The sequence below is a fragment of the Vibrio rubrogenes genome (assembly GCF_059641415.1).
On sequence record NZ_JCARSY010000007.1, the window covers coordinates 148255 to 172648 of the forward strand.

19 protein-coding genes are annotated in these 24394 nt (G+C 45.2%); 7 read left to right on the forward strand and 12 right to left on the reverse strand.

Annotation, left to right across the window (positions count from 1 at the left end):
- Nucleotides 1-113: 113 nt before the first annotated feature.
- Complete coding sequence (gene orn, locus AC55NX_RS07720; protein WP_496995185.1) at nucleotides 114-659, reverse strand: oligoribonuclease; 546 nt, start codon at nucleotides 657-659, stop codon at nucleotides 114-116.
- 139 nt (nucleotides 660-798) lie between these two features.
- On the opposite strand from orn, the gene rsgA reads away from it, so the two are divergent.
- From rsgA to AC55NX_RS07750, 6 genes are all read left to right on the forward strand, one after another.
- Nucleotides 799-1860 carry a small ribosomal subunit biogenesis GTPase RsgA gene (gene rsgA / locus AC55NX_RS07725; protein ID WP_059122873.1) on the forward strand — a complete coding sequence of 354 codons (1062 nt, stop codon included), beginning with the start codon at nucleotides 799-801 and terminating at the stop codon, nucleotides 1858-1860.
- An 85-nt stretch (nucleotides 1861-1945) separates the two neighbouring features.
- Nucleotides 1946-2809: an archaetidylserine decarboxylase gene (asd, locus tag AC55NX_RS07730; RefSeq protein ID WP_496995186.1), complete on the forward strand. Its 864-nt coding sequence runs from the start codon at nucleotides 1946-1948 to the stop codon at nucleotides 2807-2809.
- A gap of 209 nt (nucleotides 2810-3018) precedes the next feature.
- Nucleotides 3019-4434, forward strand: a complete 1416-nt coding sequence (locus AC55NX_RS07735; protein ID WP_496995187.1) for an SLC13 family permease — start codon at nucleotides 3019-3021, stop codon at nucleotides 4432-4434.
- A 210-nt stretch (nucleotides 4435-4644) separates the two neighbouring features.
- Nucleotides 4645-5526 (forward strand): DMT family transporter, encoded by an 882-nt coding sequence (locus AC55NX_RS07740; protein ID WP_496995207.1) that lies wholly within the window; start codon nucleotides 4645-4647, stop codon nucleotides 5524-5526.
- 185 nt (nucleotides 5527-5711) lie between these two features.
- Nucleotides 5712-7241, forward strand: coding sequence for a 2,3-bisphosphoglycerate-independent phosphoglycerate mutase (gene gpmM / locus AC55NX_RS07745; RefSeq protein WP_496995188.1), 1530 nt, complete (start codon nucleotides 5712-5714; stop codon nucleotides 7239-7241).
- A gap of 233 nt (nucleotides 7242-7474) precedes the next feature.
- Nucleotides 7475-8560, forward strand: a complete 1086-nt coding sequence (locus AC55NX_RS07750) for a murein hydrolase activator EnvC family protein (RefSeq protein ID WP_496995208.1) — start codon at nucleotides 7475-7477, stop codon at nucleotides 8558-8560.
- Nucleotides 8561-8658: 98 nt separating this feature from the next.
- On the opposite strand, the gene AC55NX_RS07755 is transcribed toward AC55NX_RS07750, so the two are convergent.
- From AC55NX_RS07755 to nudC, 3 genes are all read right to left on the reverse strand, one after another.
- On the reverse strand, nucleotides 8659-9297 hold the full coding sequence (locus AC55NX_RS07755; RefSeq protein WP_496995189.1) for a TetR/AcrR family transcriptional regulator: 639 nt from the start codon (nucleotides 9295-9297) through the stop codon (nucleotides 8659-8661).
- Between the two features lie 75 nt (nucleotides 9298-9372).
- Nucleotides 9373-10437 (reverse strand): uroporphyrinogen decarboxylase, encoded by a 1065-nt coding sequence (gene hemE, locus AC55NX_RS07760; protein WP_496995190.1) that lies wholly within the window; start codon nucleotides 10435-10437, stop codon nucleotides 9373-9375.
- A gap of 238 nt (nucleotides 10438-10675) precedes the next feature.
- On the reverse strand, nucleotides 10676-11470 hold the full coding sequence (nudC, locus tag AC55NX_RS07765; RefSeq protein WP_496995191.1) for an NAD(+) diphosphatase: 795 nt from the start codon (nucleotides 11468-11470) through the stop codon (nucleotides 10676-10678).
- Nucleotides 11471-11635: 165 nt separating this feature from the next.
- Between nudC and rsd the strand changes: the two genes are divergently transcribed.
- A complete protein-coding gene (gene rsd, locus AC55NX_RS07770; RefSeq protein ID WP_496995192.1) occupies nucleotides 11636-12130 on the forward strand; it encodes a sigma D regulator in 495 nt (164 codons plus the stop codon).
- Between the two features lie 94 nt (nucleotides 12131-12224).
- On the opposite strand, the gene rpoC is transcribed toward rsd, so the two are convergent.
- From rpoC to secE, 8 genes are all read right to left on the reverse strand, one after another.
- Nucleotides 12225-16427, reverse strand: a complete 4203-nt coding sequence (gene rpoC / locus AC55NX_RS07775; RefSeq protein WP_496995193.1) for a DNA-directed RNA polymerase subunit beta' — start codon at nucleotides 16425-16427, stop codon at nucleotides 12225-12227.
- 81 nt (nucleotides 16428-16508) lie between these two features.
- Nucleotides 16509-20540 carry a DNA-directed RNA polymerase subunit beta gene (gene rpoB, locus AC55NX_RS07780; protein WP_496995194.1) on the reverse strand — a complete coding sequence of 1344 codons (4032 nt, stop codon included), beginning with the start codon at nucleotides 20538-20540 and terminating at the stop codon, nucleotides 16509-16511.
- A 240-nt stretch (nucleotides 20541-20780) separates the two neighbouring features.
- Nucleotides 20781-21152 carry a 50S ribosomal protein L7/L12 gene (gene rplL / locus AC55NX_RS07785; RefSeq protein ID WP_496995195.1) on the reverse strand — a complete coding sequence of 124 codons (372 nt, stop codon included), beginning with the start codon at nucleotides 21150-21152 and terminating at the stop codon, nucleotides 20781-20783.
- A 57-nt stretch (nucleotides 21153-21209) separates the two neighbouring features.
- Nucleotides 21210-21701, reverse strand: coding sequence for a 50S ribosomal protein L10 (rplJ, locus tag AC55NX_RS07790; protein ID WP_496995196.1), 492 nt, complete (start codon nucleotides 21699-21701; stop codon nucleotides 21210-21212).
- Nucleotides 21702-21969: 268 nt separating this feature from the next.
- The gene (gene rplA, locus AC55NX_RS07795) at nucleotides 21970-22671 is read right to left on the reverse strand and encodes a 50S ribosomal protein L1 (protein ID WP_496995197.1); all 702 of its coding nucleotides are present in this window, start codon (nucleotides 22669-22671) and stop codon (nucleotides 21970-21972) included.
- Nucleotides 22672-22675: 4 nt separating this feature from the next.
- Nucleotides 22676-23104: a 50S ribosomal protein L11 gene (gene rplK / locus AC55NX_RS07800; RefSeq protein WP_059122885.1), complete on the reverse strand. Its 429-nt coding sequence runs from the start codon at nucleotides 23102-23104 to the stop codon at nucleotides 22676-22678.
- A 129-nt stretch (nucleotides 23105-23233) separates the two neighbouring features.
- On the reverse strand, nucleotides 23234-23782 hold the full coding sequence (nusG, locus tag AC55NX_RS07805; protein WP_001287510.1) for a transcription termination/antitermination protein NusG: 549 nt from the start codon (nucleotides 23780-23782) through the stop codon (nucleotides 23234-23236).
- Between the two features lie 12 nt (nucleotides 23783-23794).
- The gene (gene secE, locus AC55NX_RS07810; RefSeq protein ID WP_496995198.1) at nucleotides 23795-24178 is read right to left on the reverse strand and encodes a preprotein translocase subunit SecE; all 384 of its coding nucleotides are present in this window, start codon (nucleotides 24176-24178) and stop codon (nucleotides 23795-23797) included.
- Between the last annotated feature and the right edge of the window lie 216 nt (nucleotides 24179-24394).

Genomic DNA, 24394 nt, shown 5'->3' on the forward strand with positions numbered 1-24394 from the left:
GCGAATTATAAGAGCATTTTTTTCTGATGCAAGCTTTTCATTTAAAAAAACTGAGTTTTTTTTTATATTGCAGAAAAAGCGAGCAATATCGCATTGTAATGCTCTCAAATCATTCAAATCGTCAATATTGTTTTTCGGTAATATTGCAGTTCAGCAATTGATTCTCGGATGTCATCCAGCGCCAAATGACTCCCTTTTTTCTGAAATCCATCCAAAATTTCTGGCTGCCAACGTTTTGTCAGTTCTTTCAGCGTACTCACATCCAGATAACGGTAATGAAAATAATCTTCCAACTCCGGCATATACTTCACCAGAAAACGACGATCCTGACCAATACTGTTCCCACAAATTGGCGATTTCCCTTTTGGGACCCATTGTTCTAAAAACTTGATCGTCAACCGGACCGCTTCAGCTTCGGTCACCGCACTTTGCCGGACCCGTTCAACCAAACCACTCTGGGTATGCGTGGTGACACACCATTCATCCATTTTGGCCAACTCTTGTTCTGACTGATGAATCGCAAGCACCGGGCCTTCAGCCAGAATATTTAATTCGCTATCTGTCACGATCGTAGCAATTTCAATAATCTTGTGTACTTCCGGATCGAGACCTGTCATCTCTAAATCAATCCAAATCAGATTTTGATCATTTAAAGCCATTACACTTACCTGTATAGGTTTGATAATAAAAAATGTACTATACCCAAATTATACGTGGTGAGATAGTTTGAACCCATGAATGCTGTCAGCAGCATCGGTGGTTTACACAACTCAGCTTTAACACAGTGAAAGTAATATTGTGGGTAAACAGAAAAAATTAACGAAAGGACAAGTCCGTCGTGTCCGACATAACCAGACAAAGCGCTTAAAACAAGAGACCACGGTGGAATGGGATGAATCGATGCTGGGTTCGGCCAAACAGGGGCTGGTTATCAGTCGCTTTGGTCAACATGCTGATATCGAAGATTTGCAAACCCGGGAAATTCATCGCTGTAACCTGCGCCGAGGCATCGAAACATTGGTCTCTGGTGATCGGGTGATCTGGCGTTCAGGGCTCGACATAATGGCTGGCATTTCCGGTGTTGTAGAGGCAGTCGAACCGAGACATTCGATTCTGACTCGTCCTGATTATTATGATGGTTTAAAACCTGTGGCTGCCAATATTGATCAAATCATTATTGTATCTTCCGTGCTTCCTGAACTGTCGCTAAATATCATCGATCGATACTTGATCGTCGCGGAAACACTGAACATCCAACCACTTTTGGTCTTGAATAAAGTCGATTTGCTCAGCGCAGAACAGAAGCTGGAATTCCAAGACTGGATGACAACGTATGAAAAACTTGGCTATCCGTCTCTTTTCGTCAGCCGAAAAACAAGAGAAGGTCTCACACAACTCGAGTCCTACCTACAAGACAAAATCAACGTGTTTGTCGGTCAATCCGGTGTCGGCAAGTCCAGCCTCGTCAATGCCATTTTACCGAATCTGGAAGCAGAAATTGAAGAAGGGGATGTTTCGGCCAACTCAGGGTTGGGTCAACATACCACCACGGCAGCGAGACTCTATCATATCCCGACAGGCGGTGACCTGATCGATTCTCCCGGGGTCAGAGAATTCGGACTATGGCACTTAACCCCTGAAGAGATAACTCAAGCTTATGTTGAGTTTCGCCCCTATTTAGGCGGCTGTAAATTCCGTGACTGTAAACATGATGATGACCCCGGTTGTATCATTCGTGAAGCGGTAGAAAGCGGTGATATCAGTGAAATCAGATACGAAAACTATCACCGAATTCTGGAGAGCATGAACGAAAATAAAGCCAATCGACAGTATTCAAGAAATAAAAAAGCGGACCTGTAAAATCGTGACTACTGACATCCTGCCGGATATTCAGTAACATGCCGCCGTTTAACTGATATGGAGTCTCTGAGATCGGATGAAAACCATGGATAAATTTAAAATTGGATTACAATACTGGTTGCCTCAACATACCTTAACGCGGCTGATGGGAAAACTTGCTTCCGCAAAAGCTGGAATTCTGACGACTTCGGTCATCCGCTGGTTTATCAAACACTATCAAGTCAACATGCATGAGGCCTTGCATGCGGATCCGACTCATTTTAAAACCTTCAATGACTTCTTTGTTCGTGAACTCAAACCGGAAGCCAGACCAATCACCGAGGGAGACGATTTGCTGGTCTACCCTGCAGATGCTTGTATCAGTCAATTTGGTCCGATCATGGACGGACAACTCATTCAAGCAAAAGGCCACACTTATTCCACACTTGAACTCCTTGGCGGAGATCCCGAGCTGGCAGACCAGTTCGCCGGCGGTGGGTTCGCAACATTGTATTTATCACCGCGTGATTATCACCGCGTTCATATGCCTTGTGACGGTGTCTTGCAACAAATGATTTATATCCCTGGCGATTTATTTTCGGTCAACCCACTCACTGCCGAAAATGTCCCGAATCTATTTGCCCGGAATGAACGCGTGGTCTGTATCTTCGATACGCCATTCGGTCCTTTGGCTCAAGTTCTGGTTGGCGCAACCATTGTTGGCAGTATTGAGTGTGTCTGGGATGGTTGTATTACGCCACCACGAGGTAATTCGATTTATCGCTGGGATTATCCATCGGAAGGAAACAAAGCGGTTCATCTGAAGAAAGGCCAGGAAATGGGACGCTTTAAACTCGGCTCTACCGTCATCAACTTATTTGCAAAAGATCAAATCCGTTTTGATGATACGATGGATGTAGCCCTGCCCACATTAATGGGCGATGTGTATGCACACCGAAAATCACAATAACCTTCTATCTATATGTCCCAGTGAAGTGACTTGACTGGGACTCAAGCAATTCAGGTCAAACAACCTTAGCTAACAAATATATTTTCTCTTCTTGTCAACGTTAGATCACATCCTTAGACACTGAGTCTTAAAAAACATTAACTCTCTCTAAGACCGATGCCTGTCTATAAATTATCCTAATGTATAGATTCCAAATATGGGTGTCGTTTATGAAAAAACTCGATCTCAACAAACTCACCAAATTGCTTTTCTGCTTTATTCCACCGCTCATGCTGCTCTGGATACCGATTGATGCGATACCCATTCCGGAAATGACCTTGATCCAGCATCGACTACTCGCGATTTTCTTACTGGCTGCCCTATTGTGGATTCTGGAACCTGTCCCTGTCTTCGCCACCTCGATTCTCATCATCACGCTTGAACTCATTATGATTTCAAATAAGGGCTTACATTGGTTCCGTAAACCACCGGAAGGCCATGCGTTTGGCGAGCTGATTCCTTACACCGACATATTCAGTGCCTTTTCTTCACCGATTATCATTTTATTCATGGGGGGATTTGCACTGGCGATTGCTGCCTCTAAATATGAACTGGACAATAATCTGGCACGCGTGCTGCTCAGGCCATTCGGAACACAGCCTAAATTCATCATGCTCGGGCTGATGCTTATCACTGCTTGTTTTTCGATGTTTATGTCCAATACAGCGACAACGGTCATGATGCTTGCGTTACTGGGGCCGATTGTTGCTTCTGCCCAACCGGGAGATAAAGGCATCAAAGCGTTAGTACTCTGTATCCCAATCGCTGCCAATACGGGAGGGATTGCCACGCCAATCGGTACACCACCTAACGCCATCGCACTCCAATACCTGATCGGAGAAAATAGTATTAGTTTTCTGTCTTGGCTGCTCATGGGACTGCCATTTGTGCTGATACAGATGACGATTGCATGGTTTTTACTACAAAAATTTTTTCCATCGTCCCAAAGTCACCTGACACTGAATCTAAAAGGACAATTTAAAACGACATGGCGTGCCGTGACCGTTTATATCACTTTTGCTGTCACGATTTTATTGTGGATGACCACATCGCTACATGGCATGAACACCTATGTGGTGGCAATTATTCCGCTGGCAGTTTTCACCCTGACCGGAATCATGGGGAAAGAGGAGTTGAAGCAGATTAACTGGGATGTGCTCTGGCTGGTCGCAGGGGGGATCGCGATTGGCATTGGTCTGGAAGAAACTGGGCTCGCCAAAGCATTAGCTCATTCGATCAATTATCAAAATCTATCGCCAATGTCAGTGGTCATTTCGTTATCTCTGGTCTGCTGGCTGATGGCAAACTTCATGTCCAATACGGCAACAGCTAACTTATTGATGCCTATCGCTGCAGCTATCGGTAGCTCGATGACGACTCTGCAAGCAATCGGTGGCTTACAAGGACTGCTCGTGGTGGTCGCATTTTCCGCATCACTGGGAATGATCCTGCCTGTATCTACGCCACCCAACTCATTGGCTTACTCGACAGGTTTAATCGAAAGTAAAGACATGGCGAAAATCGGAACGCTCATAGGTATCATTGGTTTGCTTATCGTCTATACCGCAGCCTGGATACTCACTTGACGCGCAACGATACCCGTTTGAGTATGGCAATAACTCCCATCACAGACGTGTTACTTTTGCTTCGGAGTAACACGTCAACAGAGGGATACGCCACCATCTCCAATTCCGTAAAAACGCTTTGAAATAAACAGTATAAACAGCTTTGTTTTCATATCCGCTTCAGGCATATTGATGCGCTATTTTACGGCTTTCGATACAGAGATACATCTTATGGGTTACGAGTGGTTAGCACTTGCTGCTGCTTTTTTATGGGCTATCGCCAGTATACTTTCAGTCACCCCGGCACGACATTTGGGCACGTTTTCCTATAGTCGCTGGCGGATGGGGTGTACCTCTGTGGTCCTGGGATTATTTGCTTGGTTCACTCACGGTTGGGCCACCGTCGAATCTGAGCATATCGTTCCGATGATGTTATCCGGCTTAATCGGTATTTTTATTGGCGATACCGCACTATTTGCCTGCTTCAATCGTATGGGCCCGAGGCAAGCGGGCCTGCTTTTCTCCTGTCATGCAGTGTTCTCTGCTATTCTCGGCTATTTCCTGTTTCAGGAAACTATGACCTCCGGGGAATTTCTTGGTTCAGTGCTGGTATTTAGTGGCGTTGTGATCGCCATATTTTTCCGTAAATCTCAACCCGGTACGCTCGAAATGATTCATGGTAACGTCTGGATCGCAATCGCGTTGGGGCTGTTAGCCGCGCTCTGTCAGGCTCTCGGTGGCATTTTGGCCAAACCGGTGATGCAGACATCGGTTGATCCGATTGCAGCTTCCGCACTGCGCATGATTTCAGCATTCATTGCACACAGCGTTTTATTTCTATCCGGTGCTCGGATCGCAAGACCGGCTCAAGCCATGAATCGTAAAATATTTTCTACAACACTGCTCAATGCTTTCCTCGCAATGGCACTGGGAATGACACTGATTTTATACGCGCTCCGGGAAGGAAACGTGGGAATGGTTGCGTTACTTTCATCCACCACACCGATAATGTTATTGCCGATCTTATGGTTTTATACCAAACAACGTCCGAACCGATTTGCTTGGGTCGGTGCCATTATCGCCGTTCTCGGAACTGGGATGTTGGTGTACTAGTGCCGATGTGCTAAAGGCGGTACAAAAACAACAAAATAAAATAGTGTGATTTATTATCTGTAAGGTACTATGGATTGAATTGATAGGGAGAATCATTGATCTTAACCCTCATCACACCGTATAAAATGTAGTAAAATTACGTTAGTTTTTTAATTTAGATTTCAATATTTGACGAGGTCATCACTATGTCATCAAAGAAGCCAATGGCTCTGGTCATTCTTGACGGTTGGGGTTACCGTGAAGACAACGCAAGTAACGCCATCAACAACGCGAAAACCCCTGTGCTGGATAGTCTGGTTGCAAACAACCCTAATACACTGATCTCTGCTTCCGGTCTGGATGTCGGCCTTCCTGATGGTCAAATGGGAAATTCAGAAGTCGGTCATACCAATATTGGTGCCGGCCGGATTGTTTACCAAGATTTGACGCGGATTACCAAAGCAATTGCCGATGGTGAATTCCAGACCAATGAAACACTGGTCGCTGCTATTGATAAAGCTGTTGCGGCTGGAAAAGCCGTGCACCTAATGGGCCTGATGTCCCCGGGTGGCGTTCACTCTCACGAAGATCATATTTATGCGGCCGTTGAACTGGCAGCAGAACGCGGCGCAGAAAAAATCTATCTGCACTGTTTCCTTGATGGACGCGATACACCACCACGCAGCGCCGAAGATTCACTAAAACGCTTTGACGAACTCTTCGCAAAACTCGGTAAAGGCCGTATTGCTTCGTTAGTCGGACGCTACTATGCAATGGATCGCGACAATAACTGGGATCGGGTCCAAAAAGCCTATGACCTGTTGACACAGGCAAAAAGTGAATTCACTTACGACAGTGCTGTGGTCGGTCTTGAAGCTGCCTATAACCGTGAAGAGAACGATGAGTTCGTTCAGGCGACCGTCATTCAGGCTGAAGGAGAAGCATCGGCAGCAATTGAAGATGGTGATACGATTATCTTCATGAACTACCGCGCTGACCGAGCCCGTGAAATCACACGGACGTTTGTCGCTGACTTCGCCGGTTTTGAACGGGAAAAATTCCCGGCAGTTGAGTTTGTGATGCTGACGCAATATGCAGCAGATATCCCACTTAATTGTGCTTATCCGCCTGAGTCGTTAACCAATACCTACGGTGAGTGGTTATCTAAATCCGGAAAAACTCAGCTACGGATTTCTGAAACCGAGAAATATGCCCACGTAACGTTCTTCTTCAATGGCGGTATCGAAACCGAGTTTGAAGGCGAAGAACGTCAAATCGTTGCCTCACCAAAAGTTGCAACTTACGATCTACAACCAGAAATGAGTTCTGAAGAGCTCACCGACAAATTGGTTGCAGCAATCCGCTCTGGCAAATATGACGCCATCATCTGTAATTATCCGAATGGTGATATGGTTGGTCATACAGGCGTTTACGAAGCAGCCGTTCAGGCTTGTGAAGCTGTCGATAAATGTATCGGTCGTATTGTCGAAGCCATCAAAGAAGTCGATGGTCAACTGCTCATTACTGCAGACCATGGTAATGCAGAGATGATGGTCAACCCGGAAACCGGTGGAACGCATACAGCACATACGAATCTGCCAGTACCGCTGATCTATGTGGGTAATCAAGCCATTCAGCTCAAAGATGGTGGCAAACTTTCTGATCTGGCGCCAACCATGCTTGCTCTGACAGAGATGGAAATTCCTGCCGAAATGTCAGGAAAAGTCTTGTTTTAAGATTTGATGCCCGATGGCTCAAATCACACAAAATAAAAACAGCAGCCCTGTATACAACATATAGGGCTGTTATTTTTAGAGCCAGAGAAAGTTTTTTACATTTCAGTGTCGAGGCACTTCATTGTTTCTGTATACTGAGGGGCATCTTCTTCAATTAAGCATGATACAAGAGCATGGTGCCGTTTTTGACGATTCGATTTTTCACACTTTCGCGTTATTTAAAGCCGCGTCATATTAGTATTTTACTCATCACGCTGTTATTCCACCTTTGCAGCTATGCTGCATCAAAGCAAGAGCTGCAGGGCGTTAAAAATGAAATATCTCGCCAGCAACAGTCGCTTGATTCTCAAACAAAACAGCTGGATAACTTACAAAACACGCTGAAGGATCAAGAACTGGAGATTGTTTCATTCGAGAAGCAAATCTCCCAAACCCAAACCCAGCTCAAACGGGCAACTCACAATCTGAGCCAGTTAAAAGAGCGCATCAAAACACTGGCACAACAAAAAGAAGCTCAGTCAGAACGATTGAAGCAGTTACTACATGCCTATTACATCACACGACAGTCGAATCATTTGTCCGGTCTCTTGAAAGATGATGCCGATGAAGATCGTATCAGCCAGTACTATCAGCATCTGGCACAAGCGCGTTCGGAGACGATCAACAATTTAGAACAAACAAAGCAACAGCTACATCAACATGAACAGCAACTCACGCAAGAACAGGAACAGATTCAATCACTCCTTTCCCAGCAGACACAAAAGCGTAATCAGCTTCAGCAAACCCAGCGAGAACGCAAAAATACAGTGAACAAAATCCGCTCACGGATATCCAGCGATAAAAATTATCTGGCGGAATTACAGCGTAATGAATCAAGACTCAAAGCCGAAATCGCTAAAGCTGCGAAACGCAGCCAAGTACCGATGGATGGGTTTGCCCGACAAAAAGGAAAGCTCCCTTGGCCAATCCAAGGTAAATTATTGCACCGTTTCGGCACTCACCAAACGGGGCAGATTAATTGGAAAGGTATTGTCATCAATGCCGCATATGGACAACCGGTCAAAGCGGTTTATTCCGGGCGTGTGGTTTTTTCTGATTATCTACGAGGATACGGGCTCGTTGTATTAATCGACCATGGTCGAGGCGATATGACGTTGTATGGTTTCAACCAAACACTGCTCAAAAAAGAAGGTGATAAAGTAACAGCAGGAGAAACCATTGCACTGGCAGGCGATACAGGGGGACAACCGATACCCTCACTCTATTTTGAAGTCCGTAGAAATAGTAAGGCTTCAAATCCACTCAGTTGGTTGCAATAGAACATATTGCAATAAAACACCCTTGATCACACGATGAAAAAACACAGCGCGGCCTTTATCACCGGCGCTGTGGATTATCACTCAATATAAAATGATACCTATTCAGTATGCATGGCTCTGACACCTTCTTCCAGAATCTGCAACTGTTCTGCGCCACCGATTGTCGCTCTCGGCTTGACTACAGCAATCACATGTAACATGCCTTGATGAATGACTTCTTCCGTCACTTGAGCTTTTTGTGACATCGCGGCCCGGTAACTCAACCAGCTCGCAGTAATCATATGGAGCGTCGTTACAAAAGATTCCATCTCAGACTCTGGGATATCGAGCAATTCGATCTCGATAAACCGACTGACGATACTCACCAGATTATGTCTTAGTTTTTCCTGAACACGAATATAAGAGCCATGTAGCACCTCATCTCTTTGGAGGATTTCCGGTAAATTCGCGTAGAAAAAACGGTATTTCCACATCAGTGTAAAAATAGAATCTAAATAATATTTCAGAAGCGACAAACTCTCTTTATGCCCATGAGGCGGAGCAAAGCGTTCCAGTAATTCACTGGAATAAAGCTCAAAAATTGCTCTGACAATCTCTTGCTTATTCCGGAAATGATAATACAGATTCCCTGGGCTGATTTGGATATGGGCAGCGATATGGTTTGTTGTAACCGTACGTTCACCCTGTTCGTTAAAAAGCTCCAGCGCTGCAAAAATAATTCGATCTTTCGTTTTCATACCCGACATTATCTGACCAAGTTCCACACGTTTTCATCATGGCATCGAGAGAAGCAGATCCATAATGAGTTAAGACTATTTGTGGTAGGGGGCTGACAACTCATGAACAGCATTCACAAAAATATCAACATTTTCAGGCGGCACATCTAAGTGAATGCCATGGCCTAAATTGAAGACATGACCACTCCCTTTGCCAAATCCTGCCAGAATTTGTGCCACTTCATCCCGGATTCGCTGTGCCGGTGCATAGAGCATTGAAGGATCCATATTGCCCTGCAAAGCGACTTGCCCACCAACTCGAGCTTTCGCCTCTTCAATATTGATTGTCCAGTCAAGTCCAATTGCATCACAACCTGTGGCAGCAATTTGTTCCAACCACATCCCACCATTCTTGGTGAAGAGTGTGACAGGCACTTTATAAGTGCCATGTTCTTTGATCAAACCATCGACGATTTTATGCATATATTGAAGCGAAAAATCACGATAATCACGCGGAGTCAGTACCCCTCCCCACGTATCAAATACCATGACTGACTGAGCACCAGCCTTAATTTGAGCATTCAGGTATAGGATGACGCTTTCTGCCAGTTTATCGAGTAACGCATGTAACGTCTCCGGCTCAGCGTACATCATCTTCTTAATCTTGGTAAACGCCTTCGAACTACCGCCTTCCACCATATAAGTTGCGAGAGTCCATGGGCTACCGGAGAATCCGATTAACGGAACAGTACCTTGTAAATCATGACGAATCTGTCGAACCGCATTCATCACATACTGTAATTCACTCTCCGGATCAGGAATTCCGATTTTGTTCACGTCCGCCCGACATTGAATTGGATGGGTAAACTTTGGCCCTTCACCGGCTTCAAAATAGAGCCCGAGTCCCATTGCATCTGGAATCGTCAAAATATCAGAAAACAGAATCGCGGCATCGAGAGAGAAACGACGTAGTGGTTGCAACGTGACTTCTGAAGCCAGTTCAGGATTTTTACATAAAGTCATAAAATCCCCGGCCTGAGCTCTCACTTCACGGTACTCAGGCAGATAACGTCCTGCTTGGCGCATCATCCATATAGGCGTTCTATCAACGGGTTGCCTCAAAAGCGCACGCAGATAACGATCATTCTTTAATTCAGTCATTTTTAATCTTCCAAATCAGGGCTTTTATCACTTCTTATATCAGGTAAATTTTTTTAATTCTTTGCAAGCAAGATCATGTTCCAGACGAAAAAAGAATCAGATTGTTTGCAACAATTCAGCTTAAGTGTTAAATATTTGTTCAATAATGAAAATTATTAATAATAATAAATAGAGTACTCGCTACTCAATATCTCATAACGACATCTTACTTACCCCTCCGTTTATTCGGAGGTTTTTTTTATCCTATCGACGAAACACTACTGAACGCACGAATATCCGCCAGCGTCTGCTCGATCAATGCTCTGGCAATTGTCCCTTCCGGTGCAACCTCCGGCATATTTTGCGGAGAAAACCAGTTCGCGTGACTGATTTCATGCTCATCGATCCGAATTTCCCCTGATGCGTAATCAGCCAGAAAAGCAACCATCATACTTGAAGGGAAAGCCCAAGGCTGGCTACCGAAATATCGGATATTCTCCACTCGGATGCCCGTTTCTTCAAATACTTCCCGGGCAACCGTCTGTTCCAATGTCTCTCCTGCCTCAACAAATCCAGCAACAACCGTATACATACCGCCCTGATGGCGGGCATGTTGGGCCAAAAGAATTTCACCATCACGACGAACAGCAACAATAATACAAGGAAAGATGCGTGGATAATGGATTGTCCGGCATTCATGGCACTGCATTGCTAACTCACGGTGATGAAAATAATTCCGTCCGCCACATTGGGCGCAGAACCGCTGTGTCTGTGTCATGTGACCATACTGGACCGCTTTACTTGCGGCAAGGAACAATGATTCAGAAATATTCAGTAATGTTCTCAGTGATGACATTGGTAAACGCTGTTCCAAATCTGCTTCATTCAACCAAAAAATTGGGTAACCGTCACATTCTGCAATCTTGACTGCTTTATCTTCAGGGAGAGACCAACGTTCCGCAGTTCCAAAGGGTAGCATATTATTCACAGTCCAGAGTTCGCTTCCAGAAACAACACACCAGTAAGCGTTTCTGACTTCACTATTTTCTAACATGATCGCTCCTATATCCTTGCAGTCTGACTATTTTACTGGCAATCTAGTTTCATACCAGAGTGGGAAGTGTACCATGTTCTAACCCTCTCGTATGAATAAGATATTGTGTCTCCAGACACAACTGCCAAAGCAGGATCTCCCTACGGGGAGCAGATCATGAGGGCAATGGCCATGCTTAAAAAATTCAAGAGAATACAAGAGCAATGGGGAGGTTCCAGTGATGTCATTGATCAATGGTTAGACTCCCGACAAATTTTACTCGTTAGATATTGTAAACTTGCCTCATTGCAGCCCTGTACTTCCAAAGCGGCTCTTAGTGAACTCCCGTCAGCCAATGATATTCATGAGTTTTGTCGAAAGCTGGTCGATTACATTTCCACAGGTCATTTTAAGATCTACGATACCGTTAAAGCTAAATGGGAATCAACCGGGTTTACTGCGACGGACGAAATCAACCAAACTTATTTTTCAATTGTTGAGACAACAGATCCCTTACTCAATTTCGCAGATAAGTACTTAGATATCAGAGATGATGAACATCTGGAAAATTTTGACCGCGATTTATCTCATTTGGGGGAAACCTTAGAAGCACGATTTGAACTTGAAGATGAACTGATCCAGATGATTGCTGACAGTTTGTCCGTTCCTCCCGGTGCCTAAGTTCTCAATCAAGCTCACAGAACATGGACTGACACAAAATCATACTGGTATAAAAAAGGCGCCGTAAGGCGCCTTTTTACATATTTAGCAATGATTACTCATCAGACGAGAAGCCAGCATTCAGCAATGCAGCCAAGTTGTCCGTTGCCTGTTCAGCAGATGGACCTTCTTTCTGTGCATCACGTCTTGCATGACGTTCTTGATGGTAGGCAAAACCAGTACCGGCAGGAATCAATCGACCAACGATAACATTCTCTTTCAGACCACGTAAGTCATCACGCTTACCAGAAACCGCAGCTTCGGTCAGTACGCGAGTCGTTTCTTGGAACGACGCAGCAGAAATGAATGATTCTGTTGCCAAAGATGCTTTGGTAATACCTAACAGTTCACGTTCATAACGTGCAGGTTCTTTGCCTTCAGCAACCAGTTGGCGGTTGGCAATTTTCACCTGAGAATATTCTACCTGCTCTCCTGCCAGGAACTCTGAGTCACCAGCAAAAGTAATGGTACACTTACGTAACATCTGACGAACAATCGTTTCAATGTGCTTGTCATTAATTTTAACGCCTTGTAAGCGATAAACTTCCTGAACTTCATTCGCAATGTACTGTGTAACTGCATGAATACCACGCAGACGCAAGATATCGTGCGGAGACTCCGGACCGTCGGCAATCACGTCACCACGTTCGACTTTCTCACCTTCAAACACGTTTAACTGACGATGCTTAGGAACCATTTCCTCATAAGTATCCCCACCTTCACGCGTGATGATCAAACGGCGTTTACCTTTGGTTTCTTTACCGAATGACACTGTACCAGTGTGTTCAGCCAGAATCGCAGGCTCTTTAGGTTTACGTGCTTCAAACAGATCCGCAACGCGAGGCAGACCCCCGGTAATATCGCGGTTACCGCCAGATTTCTGAGGAATACGAGCCAACGTATCACCGACACCCACTTCCGCACCATCTTCCAGGTTCACAATTGCTTTACCCGGCAGGAAGTACTGAGCTGGCATATCTGTACCAGGAATCATCACATCACGGCCTTGCTCATCAACCAGTTTGATTGCTGGACGCATATCTTTACCGGCAGAAGGACGGGCAGCAGCTTCTGTCACTTCACTTGAAGACAGACCTGTTAAATCATCCATTTGACGAGAAACGGTCACGCCATCAATCATGTCAACATATTGGACACGACCTGATACCTCGGTAATGATCGGCATGGTGTGCGCTTCCCAGTTTGCAACAACTTCACCGGTATCAACTAAGTCACCGTCAGCTTTGCTCAACAAGGAACCGTAAGGCAGTTTATGTTTCTCTTTCGTCCGTCCGAACTCATCGATAATCGTCAGTTCAGTGGCACGAGAGGTAATCACAAGCTTACCGTTTTTATTGGTTACGAATTTCGCATTATTCAGTTTCACAGAACCTTTGTTCTTCGTCTGAATACTGTTTTCTGCTGCTGCTGTCGATGCTGCACCACCGATGTGGAACGTACGCATCGTTAACTGAGTACCCGGTTCACCGATAGACTGTGCTGCGATAACCCCAACAGATTCACCTTGGTTTACCAGATGACCGCGAGCAAGATCACGACCATAACATTGAGCACAACAACCGAAATCAGAGTCACAAGTTACAACTGAACGAACTCTCAGTTGATCCACTGAGTTTTCATCGATGATCTGACACCATTTTTCGTCGATCAATGTGTTACGAGGAATCAGAATTTCTTCAGTACCAGGCTTGAGAACATCTTCTGCAACCACACGACCCAAAGCAAGTTCAGTCAAAGCAACTTTAACATCACCACCTTCGATATGCGGCATCATCTCGACGCCTTCGTGTGTACCACAATCATGCTCAGTGACAACAACATCTTGTGCAACGTCAACAAGACGACGAGTCAGATAACCTGAGTTTGCTGTTTTCAGTGCCGTATCCGCCAGACCCTTACGAGCACCGTGCGTTGAGATAAAGTACTGAAGAACGTTCAGGCCTTCTTTAAAGTTCGCCGTAATCGGTGTTTCGATGATCGAACCATCCGGACGAGCCATCAGACCACGCATACCGGCCAACTGACGAATCTGAGCTGCAGAACCCCGGGCACCAGAGTCAGCCATCATGTAAATACTATTGAATGACTCTTGCTTCTCTTCATCACCCTGACGGTTGATGACTGTTTCAGAAGACAGGTTTTCCATCATGGCTTTCGCAACACGATCGTTGGTTGAAGCCCAGATATCGATCACCTTGTTATACCGCTCACCGGCAGTAACAAGACCCGACTGGAATTGCTCCTGAATTTCACGAACTTCTTCTTCGGCTTCAGAGATCTCTGTATATTTCGCTGGTGGTACAACCATATCGTCGATACCAACAGAAACGCCTGACAATGCCGCGTAAGCAAAACCGGTATACATAATCTGGTCAGCGAAGATAACCGTATCTTTCAGACCCAGTTTACGATAAGCCTCATTCAACAGATTCGAAATCTGCTTTTTACCCAGTTTTTGGTTGACCAGGCTATATGGCAGACCTCTCGGCACGATTTGCCACAACATTGCACGACCAATGGTTGTATCAACCATTTTGGTTTCTGTCGTCTCACGGCCGTCTTCATCACGAACAGTTTCAGTGATGCGGACTTTTACGCGTGCGTGAAGCGCAGCAGATTTAGTGCGATATGCTTTCTCTGCTTCAGCCGGACCAGCAAGGTACATGCCCTCACCCGGTGCATTAATCTTTTCACGCGTCATATAGTAGAGACCCAAAACAACGTCCTGTGACGGTACGATGATTGGATCACCAGATGCTGGCGACAGGATGTTGTTGGTTGACATCATCAGCGTACGCGCTTCAAGCTGTGCTTCGAGTGTCAATGGTACGTGAACCGCCATTTGGTCACCATCGAAGTCCGCGTTATACGCCGCACACACAAGTGGGTGTAGCTGAATTGCTTTCCCTTCGATCAGAACAGGTTCAAAAGCCTGAATCCCCAAACGGTGAAGTGTTGGAGCACGGTTCAGAAGTACAGGGTGTTCACGGATGACTTCATCCAGAATATCCCATACAACTGGCTCTTCACGTTCAACCATTTTCTTCGCAGCTTTGATCGTCGTCGCCAGACCGCGAGTTTCTAACTTGCTATAAATGAATGGCTTAAACAGTTCCAAAGCCATTTTCTTCGGCAAACCACACTGATGCAGACGCAGGTATGGACCAACGGTGATTACTGAACGACCGGAGTAGTCAACACGTTTACCCAGCAGGTTTTGACGGAAACGACCTTGTTTACCTTTGATCATATCCGCAAGTGATTTCAGTGGGCGCTTGTTCGAACCAGTAATCGCACGTCCACGACGTCCGTTATCCAACAATGCATCAACTGATTCCTGTAGCATCCGTTTTTCGTTACGGACAATAATATCCGGAGCTGCAAGCTCAAGCAGTCGCTTCAAACGGTTGTTACGGTTAATCACACGGCGATATAAGTCATTTAGATCAGAGGTCGCAAAACGACCGCCATCCAAAGGAACTAAAGGACGTAAATCCGGTGGCAAAACAGGAAGCACGGTCAGAATCATCCATTCAGGATTGTTTCCGGAAGCAATAAAAGCTTCAACCAGCTTCAAACGCTTAGTCACTTTTTTACGTTTTGTTTCAGAGTTTGTTGTATTTAACTCTTCACGCATCACTTCAGCTTCATGGTGCATATCCATGGAACCCAGCAGGTCCTTAATGGCTTCAGCGCCCATTTTCGCTGTAAATTCGTCGCCCCATTCTTCCAGACGATCCAGATACTCTTCTTCAGTCAGTAACTGACCTTTTTCCAGATCGGTCATACCCGGTTCGGTAACGACATACATTTCGAAATAAAGTACACGCTCGATATCACGTAGCGGCATATCCATTAAGAGACCGATACGAGACGGAAGCGATTTCAGAAACCAGATGTGAGCAACAGGAGACGCCAGTTCAATGTGTCCCATACGGTCACGACGAACTTTAGTCTGAGTGACTTCAACGCCACATTTTTCACAAATCACACCACGGTGTTTCAAACGCTTGTACTTTCCGCAAAGACACTCATAGTCTTTTACCGGACCAAAAATACGCGCACAAAACAAACCGTCACGCTCCGGTTTGAACGTCCGGTAGTTGATAGTTTCAGGTTTTTTCACTTCACCAAATGACCACGAACGGATCATATCGGGTGAAGAAAGACCGATTTTGATTGCATCAAATTCTTCGGTCTTGTGCTGTGCTTTCAGAAAGTTTAATAAGTCTTTCACAATCAGCTCCTGTAAGGAGTTAAAAGGCGCTAGGTCGCGCCTTTCTACCAGATAATCCTATTCTATTACTCAAGAATAGAATTACTCTTCGTCTTCTAGCTCAATGTTGATACCCAGTGAGCGAATCTCTTTCAACAATACGTTGAACGATTCTGGCATACCCGGTTCCATGCTGTGATTGCCGTCAACGATGTTTTTATACATCTTCGTACGACCATTCACGTCATCCGATTTCACCGTCAGCATTTCTTGAAGTGTATAAGCAGCACCATAAGCTTCAAGTGCCCACACTTCCATCTCACCGAATCGCTGACCACCGAACTGAGCTTTACCACCAAGTGGTTGCTGAGTTACAAGGCTGTAAGAACCCGTAGAACGAGCATGCATCTTATCATCAACCAAGTGGTTCAGTTTCAGCATATACATGTAACCAACAGTAACCGGACGCTCAAAAGCATCACCGGTACGGCCATCAAACAATGTCAACTGACCGGACTCAGGCAAATCTGCTAGTTTCAGCAGCTGCTTGATTTCTGGCTCTGTTGCACCGTCGAATACTGGCGTAGCGACTGGAAGACCGTTGCGTAAGTTATTCGCTAAAGTACGAATATCTTCATCTGAAAGGGCAGAAATATCCACTTTCTGACGAATGTCATTACCCAACGTATAAACTTCCTGCAAGAACTCACGTAGTTTCGCAATTTCTTGCTGCTCTTTAACCATCTGGTTGATCTTGTCACCGATCCCCTTCGCCGCTGCACCTAAGTGAACTTCAAGGATCTGACCGATGTTCATCCGTGATGGTACACCCAGTGGGTTAAGTACGATATCAACAGGACGTCCGTTTTCGTCGTATGGCATATCTTCTACAGGGTTAATTTTAGAGATAACCCCTTTGTTACCGTGACGACCAGCCATTTTATCACCCGGCTGGATACGACGTTTGACCGCTAAATAAACTTTGACGATTTTCAGAACACCCGGGGCAAGGTCATCACCTTGAGTGATCTTACGGCGCTTCGCTTCAAATTTCTTATCGAAATCGGCTTTCAGTTCATCCCATTGCTCAGCAAGCTGCTCAAGTTGTAACTGAAGATCATCATCTTCCAGCGTTTGTTCCAGCCATTTCTTGCGTTCAATCGAATGAAGCTTCGCTTCAGAATAACCGCCAGACAGCAGAACCGCTTTCACACGGGCAAGCAAACCACCTTCCAGAATTTGGAACTCTTCTGTCAGGTCTTTTTTCGCTTCTTTTAGCTGCATCTGTTCGATTTCAAGTGCACGTTTATCTTTTTCAACGCCATCACGAGTGAAGACTTGAACATCGATAATCGTTCCTGAAACTGAATTTGGTACACGCAGGGACGTATCTTTCACGTCTGAAGCTTTCTCACCAAAGATCGCACGGAGTAGTTTTTCTTCCGGTGTCAGCTGCGTTTCGCCTTTTGGCGTCACTTTACCAACCAGAATATCGCCACCTTTGACTTCAGCACCGATGTAGACAATCCCAGACTCATCCAATTTGGATAGTGCCGCTTCACCAACGTTTGGAATATCCGCAGTGATTTCTTCAGCACCTAGCTTGGTATCGCGAGCAACACAAGAAAGCTCTTGAATGTGAATGGTTGTAAACCGGTCTTCCTGAACAACACGCTCAGAAACAAGGATCGAGTCCTCGAAGTTATAACCATTCCAAGGCATGAATGCGATACGCATATTTTGCCCAAGTGCCAGTTCACCAAGGTCTGTTGAAGGACCGTCAGCAAGCACATCACCACGCGCCACAGGTTCACCCGGCATCACACAAGGACGCTGGTTAATACATGTGTTTTGGTTAGAACGCGTATATTTAGTCAGGTTATAGATATCAATGCCTGCTTCGCCCGGAATCAACTCATCTTCATTAACTTTGATAACGATGCGAGACGCATCCACAGACTGAACATGACCACCACGTTTAGCAACCGCAGTTACACCAGAATCCACAGCGACATTACGTTCAATACCAGTACCGACCAACGGCTTATCCGCACGAAGTGTTGGTACTGCCTGACGTTGCATGTTCGCACCCATCAAGGCACGGTTCGCATCATCATGCTCAAGGAATGGGATGAGCGATGCTGCAATCGATACAACCTGGTTGGTCGCAACGTCCATATAGTTGACATGTTCACGAGGGTGCAGACCTGATTCACCTTTCTGGCGAGCCGTGATCAATTCATCAGCAAAAGTACTTTCTTCAGTCAGTTTGGCGTTTGCCTGAGCAATGACGAACTGACCTTCTTCGATCGCAGATAAATATTCCACTTCATCCGTCACCACACCATCAACAACACGACGATAAGGCGTTTCAAGGAAACCATATTCATTACAGCGTGCAAATGCAGACAATGAGTTGATCAGACCGATGTTTGGTCCTTCAGGTGTTTCAATCGGACATAAACGTCCATAGTGCGTCACGTGAACGTCTCGCACTTCAAACCCAGCACGCTCACGTGTCAGACCACCAGGACCTAATGCAGAAATACGACGCTTATGCGTTACTTCTGACAATGGGTTGTTCTGGTCCATAAACTGAGATAGCTGAGAAGAACCGAAGAACTCTTTCACTGCTGCCGAAATAGGCTTGGCATTGATCAGATCTTGTGGCATCACGTTGTCTAGATCACCCAGACTCAAACGCTCTTTTACCGCACGCTCGACACGAACAAGACCGACACGGAATTGGTTTTCAGCCATTTCACCGACGCTACGAATACGGCGGTTACCCAAGTGGTCTATATCATCGACTTCACCGATACCATTACGGATCGCGATCAGTTTTTTCATTACTTCGATGATATCGAATTCATCAAGCGTACCTAGATCTTCTGCATCATCCCGTTCAATAGAACTATTGAACTTCATCCGTCCAACGGTTGAAAGATCATAACGGTCTTCCGAGAAGAACAGACTGTCAAACAGTGTCTCTGCGGCTTCTTTTGTTGGTGGCTCACCAGGGCGCATCATTCGATAGATTTCAACAAGTGCTGAAATACGATCTGTTGTGCTGTCGATACGCAACGTATCTGACATAAATGAGCCGTGATCAAGGTCATTGGTATATAGAACCTCAATCTTCTTATAACCAGCTTGAGAGAGATTAGCTAACGCTTCGAGGCTCAGCTCTTGGTTTGCTGCAACAATCAGCTCTCCTGTCGCTTCATTCACGTAATCTTTCGCTGCAACCTTGCCGACAATATATTCGACAGGCACTTCGATAAATTCAACGGCGTCTTTTTCCAGCTGACGAATGTGACGAGCAGTAACGCGACGTCCTTTTTCGATATAAACCGTTCCGTTTGCTTCAACATCAAAGCTGGCGGTTTCACCACGTAAACGTTCAGGAATCAAAGCCATCATCAGCGTTTGATCTTTCACTTCAAAATGGATTTTTTCGAAGAAAATATCCAAAATCTCTTCTGTTGTCTTTCCTAACGCACGCAGAATAATAGAAGCTGGTAGTTTGCGACGACGGTCGATACGAACATACAAGTTGTCTTTCGGATCGAATTCGAAATCAAGCCACGAACCACGGTAAGGAATGATACGTGCGTTATAAAGGACTTTTCCAGATGAGTGGGTCTTACCCTTATCGCTGTCGAAGAACACGCCGGGGCTTCGGTGCAGCTGGGATACGATAACCCTCTCAGTACCATTAATTACAAAAGTACCATTATCTGTCATGAGTGGGATTTCACCCATGTAGACTTCTTGTTCTTTAATATCTTTGACAGTACCCGCTGGTGCGTCTTTATCAAAAATAACCAAGCGTAATTTTACACGCAGAGGTTTTGAATAAGTTACACCACGAATTTGACATTCTTTAACATCAAAAACTGGCTCACCAAGACGGTAGCTAACGTATTGCAGCTCAGAGTTGCCATTATAGCTCTGGATAGGAAACACAGAACGAAAAGCAGCCTCTAGACCATATTGTCCTTCAGGATCCTGTTCGATAAATTTGTCGAACGAATCGAGCTGGATCGATAGCAGGTATGGAATGTCCAACACTTGTGGACGAGTACCAAAGTCCTTGCGGATGCGCTTTTTCTCGGTATAGGAGTAAACCATGGGGTTCCTCAGCTCGCTGATAAGTGACCCAAACTGCCCGCCTTTGCATTAAAGGGAAACGGCAGTGACTAACTAACTGTTTATTGTAGTGACGTTTAACCACGTTGAGATAAACGTTTTTTTGCACGAATGTCGAATGACTAAACAGTAGGAAAATTCATCGACACCCTACAGCGCAAAAAGGCCGGTGGTCAATAAACCACCAGCCATTAGCCTTTCGGCTAAGCGATTAAGTAAGAATTACTTAAGCTCAACAGTTGCACCAGCTTCTTCAAGTTGTGCTTTAAGAGCTTCAGCTTCTGCTTTCTCAATGCCTTCTTTGATCGGAGCTGGAGCGCCGTCAACAAGAGCCTTCGCTTCTTTCAGACCCAGACCAGTTGCGCCACGAACTGCTTTGATTACAGCAACTTTGTTCGCGCCAGCAGAAGCTAGGACAACGTCGAATTCAGTTTGTTCAGCAGCAGCTTCACCAGCAGCAGCAGCGCCACCAGCAACAACAGCAGCAGCAGCAGAAACACCAAATTTCTCTTCCATTGCTTCGATCAGTTCAACAACTTGCATTACAGACATTTCTGCAATAGCGTCTAGGATTTGCTCGTTAGTAATAGACATAACAATTCTCTTCTAAGTCAACAATTAGTTTAATAAGCAACCAGTAAAAAGCAAGCCTTATGCAGCTTCTTGTTTTTGGTCGCGGATAGCAGCGATAGTACGTGCCAGCTTGCCAGCAGAAGCTTCTTTCATGCACATCATCAGACGTGCAATAGCTTCGTCGTAAGTTGGTAGCGTTGCGAGTACTTCGACATCAGCGATAGAACCTTCGAATGCAGCTGCTTTGATCTCAAAATCTTTATTCTCTTTTGCAAAGTCTTTGAAAAGACGTGCTGCAGCACCAGGGTGCTCAGTAGAGAAACCAATCAAAGTAGGACCTACGAATACGTCTTTCAGACATTCGTAGTCTGTGCCTTCAACTGCGCGGCGTGCTAGTGTGTTACGAACAACTCTCATGTAAACACCGGCTTCACGAGCCTGTTTACGCAGAGAAGTCATCGCACTTACTTCAACACCACGAGAATCAGCAACAACTGCAGAAAGTGCACCACTGGCTGCTTCGTTGACTTCAGCAACAATTGCTTTTTTGTCTTGAAGATTTAAAGCCATCTTGGATTTACTCCTGGTTGTCGTTACACCACTCACTATTCTCATCAACAGTGAGAGCTTTTTAGGTGCAGTCCCAGAAGAAAGTTATAAAAAATAGAGCTTTCGTCAGTTCGGGCACCATCTACGTAGGTTTGATTAAGCCGTCAGAGACGACGCCTACGGTCTTGGACGGAGACTGGATTATAGTTCAAAGAACCAAGGTTCAGCCCCAACCACAAATATTATCAGGCGCAAAATTATACATGAATTTTACGCCTTAGCAAATAGATTAAGCTTGAGTGCTTAAGGTTGCCTGATCAATTGCAACACCAGCGCCCATCGTTGTAGAAAGACTTACTTTCTTCACGTAAGCCCCTTTCGATGTAGATGGTTTTGCTTTTTTCAGAGCAACGATCAGTGCTTCCAAGTTTTCTTTCAATTGTTCAACATCGAAAGAAACTTTACCGATTGTTGTATGGATGATCCCATTTTTGTCATTACGGTAACGAACCTGACCAGCCTTCGCGTTCTTAACCGCTTCAGCAACGTTTGGTGTTACAGTACCAACTTTAGGGTTTGGCATCAGGCCACGAGGGCCAAGGATAGTACCTAACTGACCCACAACACGCATTGCATCTGGAGATGCAACGACAACGTCAAAGTTCAGTTCGCCTTTTTTCACTTGCTCAGCAAGATCTTCCATACCAACAAGGTCAGCACCAGCTTCTTTTGCTGCATCAGCGTTTGCACCTTGAGTGAAAACAGCAACACGGACTTCACGACCAGTACCATGAGGCAGTACAGTTGCACCACGAACGTTCTGATCAGATTTACGTGCATCGATGCCTAAGTTCACAGCAACGTCAACAGACTCAACAAATTTTGCAGTTGCCAGCTCTTTCAGCAATGCAACAGCTTCGTTGATATCATACTCTTTAGTAACATCCACTTTCTCGCGGATAGTACGCATACGCTTAGTTAGTTTTGCCATGATATTAACCCTCTACCACTAGACCCATTGAACGAGCAGTACCCGCGATAGAACGCTTCATTGCTTCGATATCTGCACCAGTCATATCCGCAGCTTTAGTTTCTGCGATTTCCTGAATTTGCGCGTCAGTTACTGTGCCCACTTTTTCTGTATTCGGACGACCAGAGCCAGACTTGATGCCTGCTGCTTTCTTCAGAAGAACAGCCGCTGGTGGTGTCTTAGTTTCAAAAGTGAAAGAACGGTCGCTGTATACAGTGATAACAACTGGAATCGGAAGACCTTTCTCTACAGATTCTGTTTTCGCATTAAACGCTTTACAGAATTCCATGATGTTAACACCACGCTGACCCAGAGCTGGACCAACTGGTGGACTTGGGTTTGCCATACCTGCTGCAACTTGCAGCTTGATATAAGCTTCAACTTTCTTAGCCATGATATTTCCTACATAATGGGTACTAACGCTAATCCACTGATCAGCTCCCCGTTTCTAGTGAAGACCTGTAAAAAGGCGCGAAATTATAGTCAAATTCCGCGCCTTAAACAAGTCTAAAAAGATGGTTTTTTAATCTAATTTTTCAACCTGACCGAATTCAAGCTCAACGGGGGTTGCCCGGCCGAATATTGAAACAGAGACTTTTAAACGGCTCTTTTCGTAATCAACCTCTTCGACAGTTCCGTTGAAGTCAGCAAATGGCCCATCGTTAACCCGAACGACTTCACCAGCTTCAAACATCGTTTTCGGCCGTGGCGCTTCACTCGCTTTCTCCAGCCGATTCAATATCGCATCGGCTTCTTTATCGGTAATCGGTGCCGGACGATCAGATGTCCCACCGATAAATCCCATCACTCGGGGAACACTACGCACCAAGTGCCAAGATTCATCATTCATGATCATCTGGACGAGTACATAGCCCGGGAAGAATTTTCTTTCACTTTTACGCCGTTGGCCGGCACGCATTTCGACAACTTCTTCCGTTGGCACTAATACTTCACCAAACAACTCTTCCATTCCATGCATTTTGATATGTTCACGCAGTGACTGTGCCACTCGACCTTCAAATCCAGAGAAGGCTTGAACAACATACCAGCGTTTTTTGGGAGCTTCACTCATGAATTAAACCCTCTATACTCCAGTCGCAAATGCAACAAGGCGAACCATAATACCGTCAATACCCCATAACGCCAGAGCCATCACAACACAGACGGCCAGAACAATTAATGTGGTTTGCACGGTTTCCTGACGTGTAGGCCATATTACTTTGCGAATTTCCATACGCGCTTCTCGCGCGAAGCTCACCGCTTCTTTACCTTTCACAGTAATCGCTGCAATACCCAATGCGGCAGCAATTAAGACAATAACACCAGCAGAACGAATAACGACAGAAACCGTTTCACCATAAAAGGAGTTACCCACAACAGCGGTAGCCAACAGAACAATAGCAATCAACCACTTCAGTTTATCTGCTGCATTTGAGCTCTCAGGAGTTTCAGCATGATTTGCTTTCATAACCCAACCTGTCACAAATCTAAATATAGACGACAATAAACCCCACTGTTGCAGGGCAAACTAACAAAAATAAGCGTTCGAAGCTTATTTTCAGAAACAAAGACACCTTCTCTGTCTCAAACCTTTTACTTTTGACTAACAAATCGTCAAAATAAATCTTCAGCGCAGAAAAAGGGCATCAAATGATGCCCTTTTTACTAGTGCGGAGTCAAATCA

Bases quoted from the DNA above. Each gene is read 5' to 3' on its own strand.
- orn (WP_496995185.1), bottom strand. From the start codon at position 659: ATGGCTTTAAATGATCAAAATCTGATTTGGATTGATTTAGAGATGACA.
- asd (WP_496995186.1), top strand. From the start codon at position 1,946: ATGGATAAATTTAAAATTGGATTACAATACTGGTTGCCTCAACATACC.
- AC55NX_RS07735 (WP_496995187.1), top strand. From the start codon at position 3,019: ATGAAAAAACTCGATCTCAACAAACTCACCAAATTGCTTTTCTGCTTT.
- AC55NX_RS07740 (WP_496995207.1), top strand. From the start codon at position 4,645: ATGGGTTACGAGTGGTTAGCACTTGCTGCTGCTTTTTTATGGGCTATC.
- gpmM (WP_496995188.1), top strand. From the start codon at position 5,712: ATGTCATCAAAGAAGCCAATGGCTCTGGTCATTCTTGACGGTTGGGGT.
- AC55NX_RS07755 (WP_496995189.1), bottom strand. From the start codon at position 9,297: ATGAAAACGAAAGATCGAATTATTTTTGCAGCGCTGGAGCTTTTTAAC.
- hemE (WP_496995190.1), bottom strand. From the start codon at position 10,437: ATGACTGAATTAAAGAATGATCGTTATCTGCGTGCGCTTTTGAGGCAA.
- nudC (WP_496995191.1), bottom strand. From the start codon at position 11,470: ATGTTAGAAAATAGTGAAGTCAGAAACGCTTACTGGTGTGTTGTTTCT.
- rsd (WP_496995192.1), top strand. From the start codon at position 11,636: ATGGCCATGCTTAAAAAATTCAAGAGAATACAAGAGCAATGGGGAGGT.
- rpoB (WP_496995194.1), bottom strand. From the start codon at position 20,540: ATGGTTTACTCCTATACCGAGAAAAAGCGCATCCGCAAGGACTTTGGT.
- rplL (WP_496995195.1), bottom strand. From the start codon at position 21,152: ATGTCTATTACTAACGAGCAAATCCTAGACGCTATTGCAGAAATGTCT.
- rplJ (WP_496995196.1), bottom strand. From the start codon at position 21,701: ATGGCTTTAAATCTTCAAGACAAAAAAGCAATTGTTGCTGAAGTCAAC.
- rplA (WP_496995197.1), bottom strand. From the start codon at position 22,671: ATGGCAAAACTAACTAAGCGTATGCGTACTATCCGCGAGAAAGTGGAT.
- rplK (WP_059122885.1), bottom strand. From the start codon at position 23,104: ATGGCTAAGAAAGTTGAAGCTTATATCAAGCTGCAAGTTGCAGCAGGT.
- nusG (WP_001287510.1), bottom strand. From the start codon at position 23,782: ATGAGTGAAGCTCCCAAAAAACGCTGGTATGTTGTTCAAGCCTTCTCT.
- secE (WP_496995198.1), bottom strand. From the start codon at position 24,178: ATGAAAGCAAATCATGCTGAAACTCCTGAGAGCTCAAATGCAGCAGAT.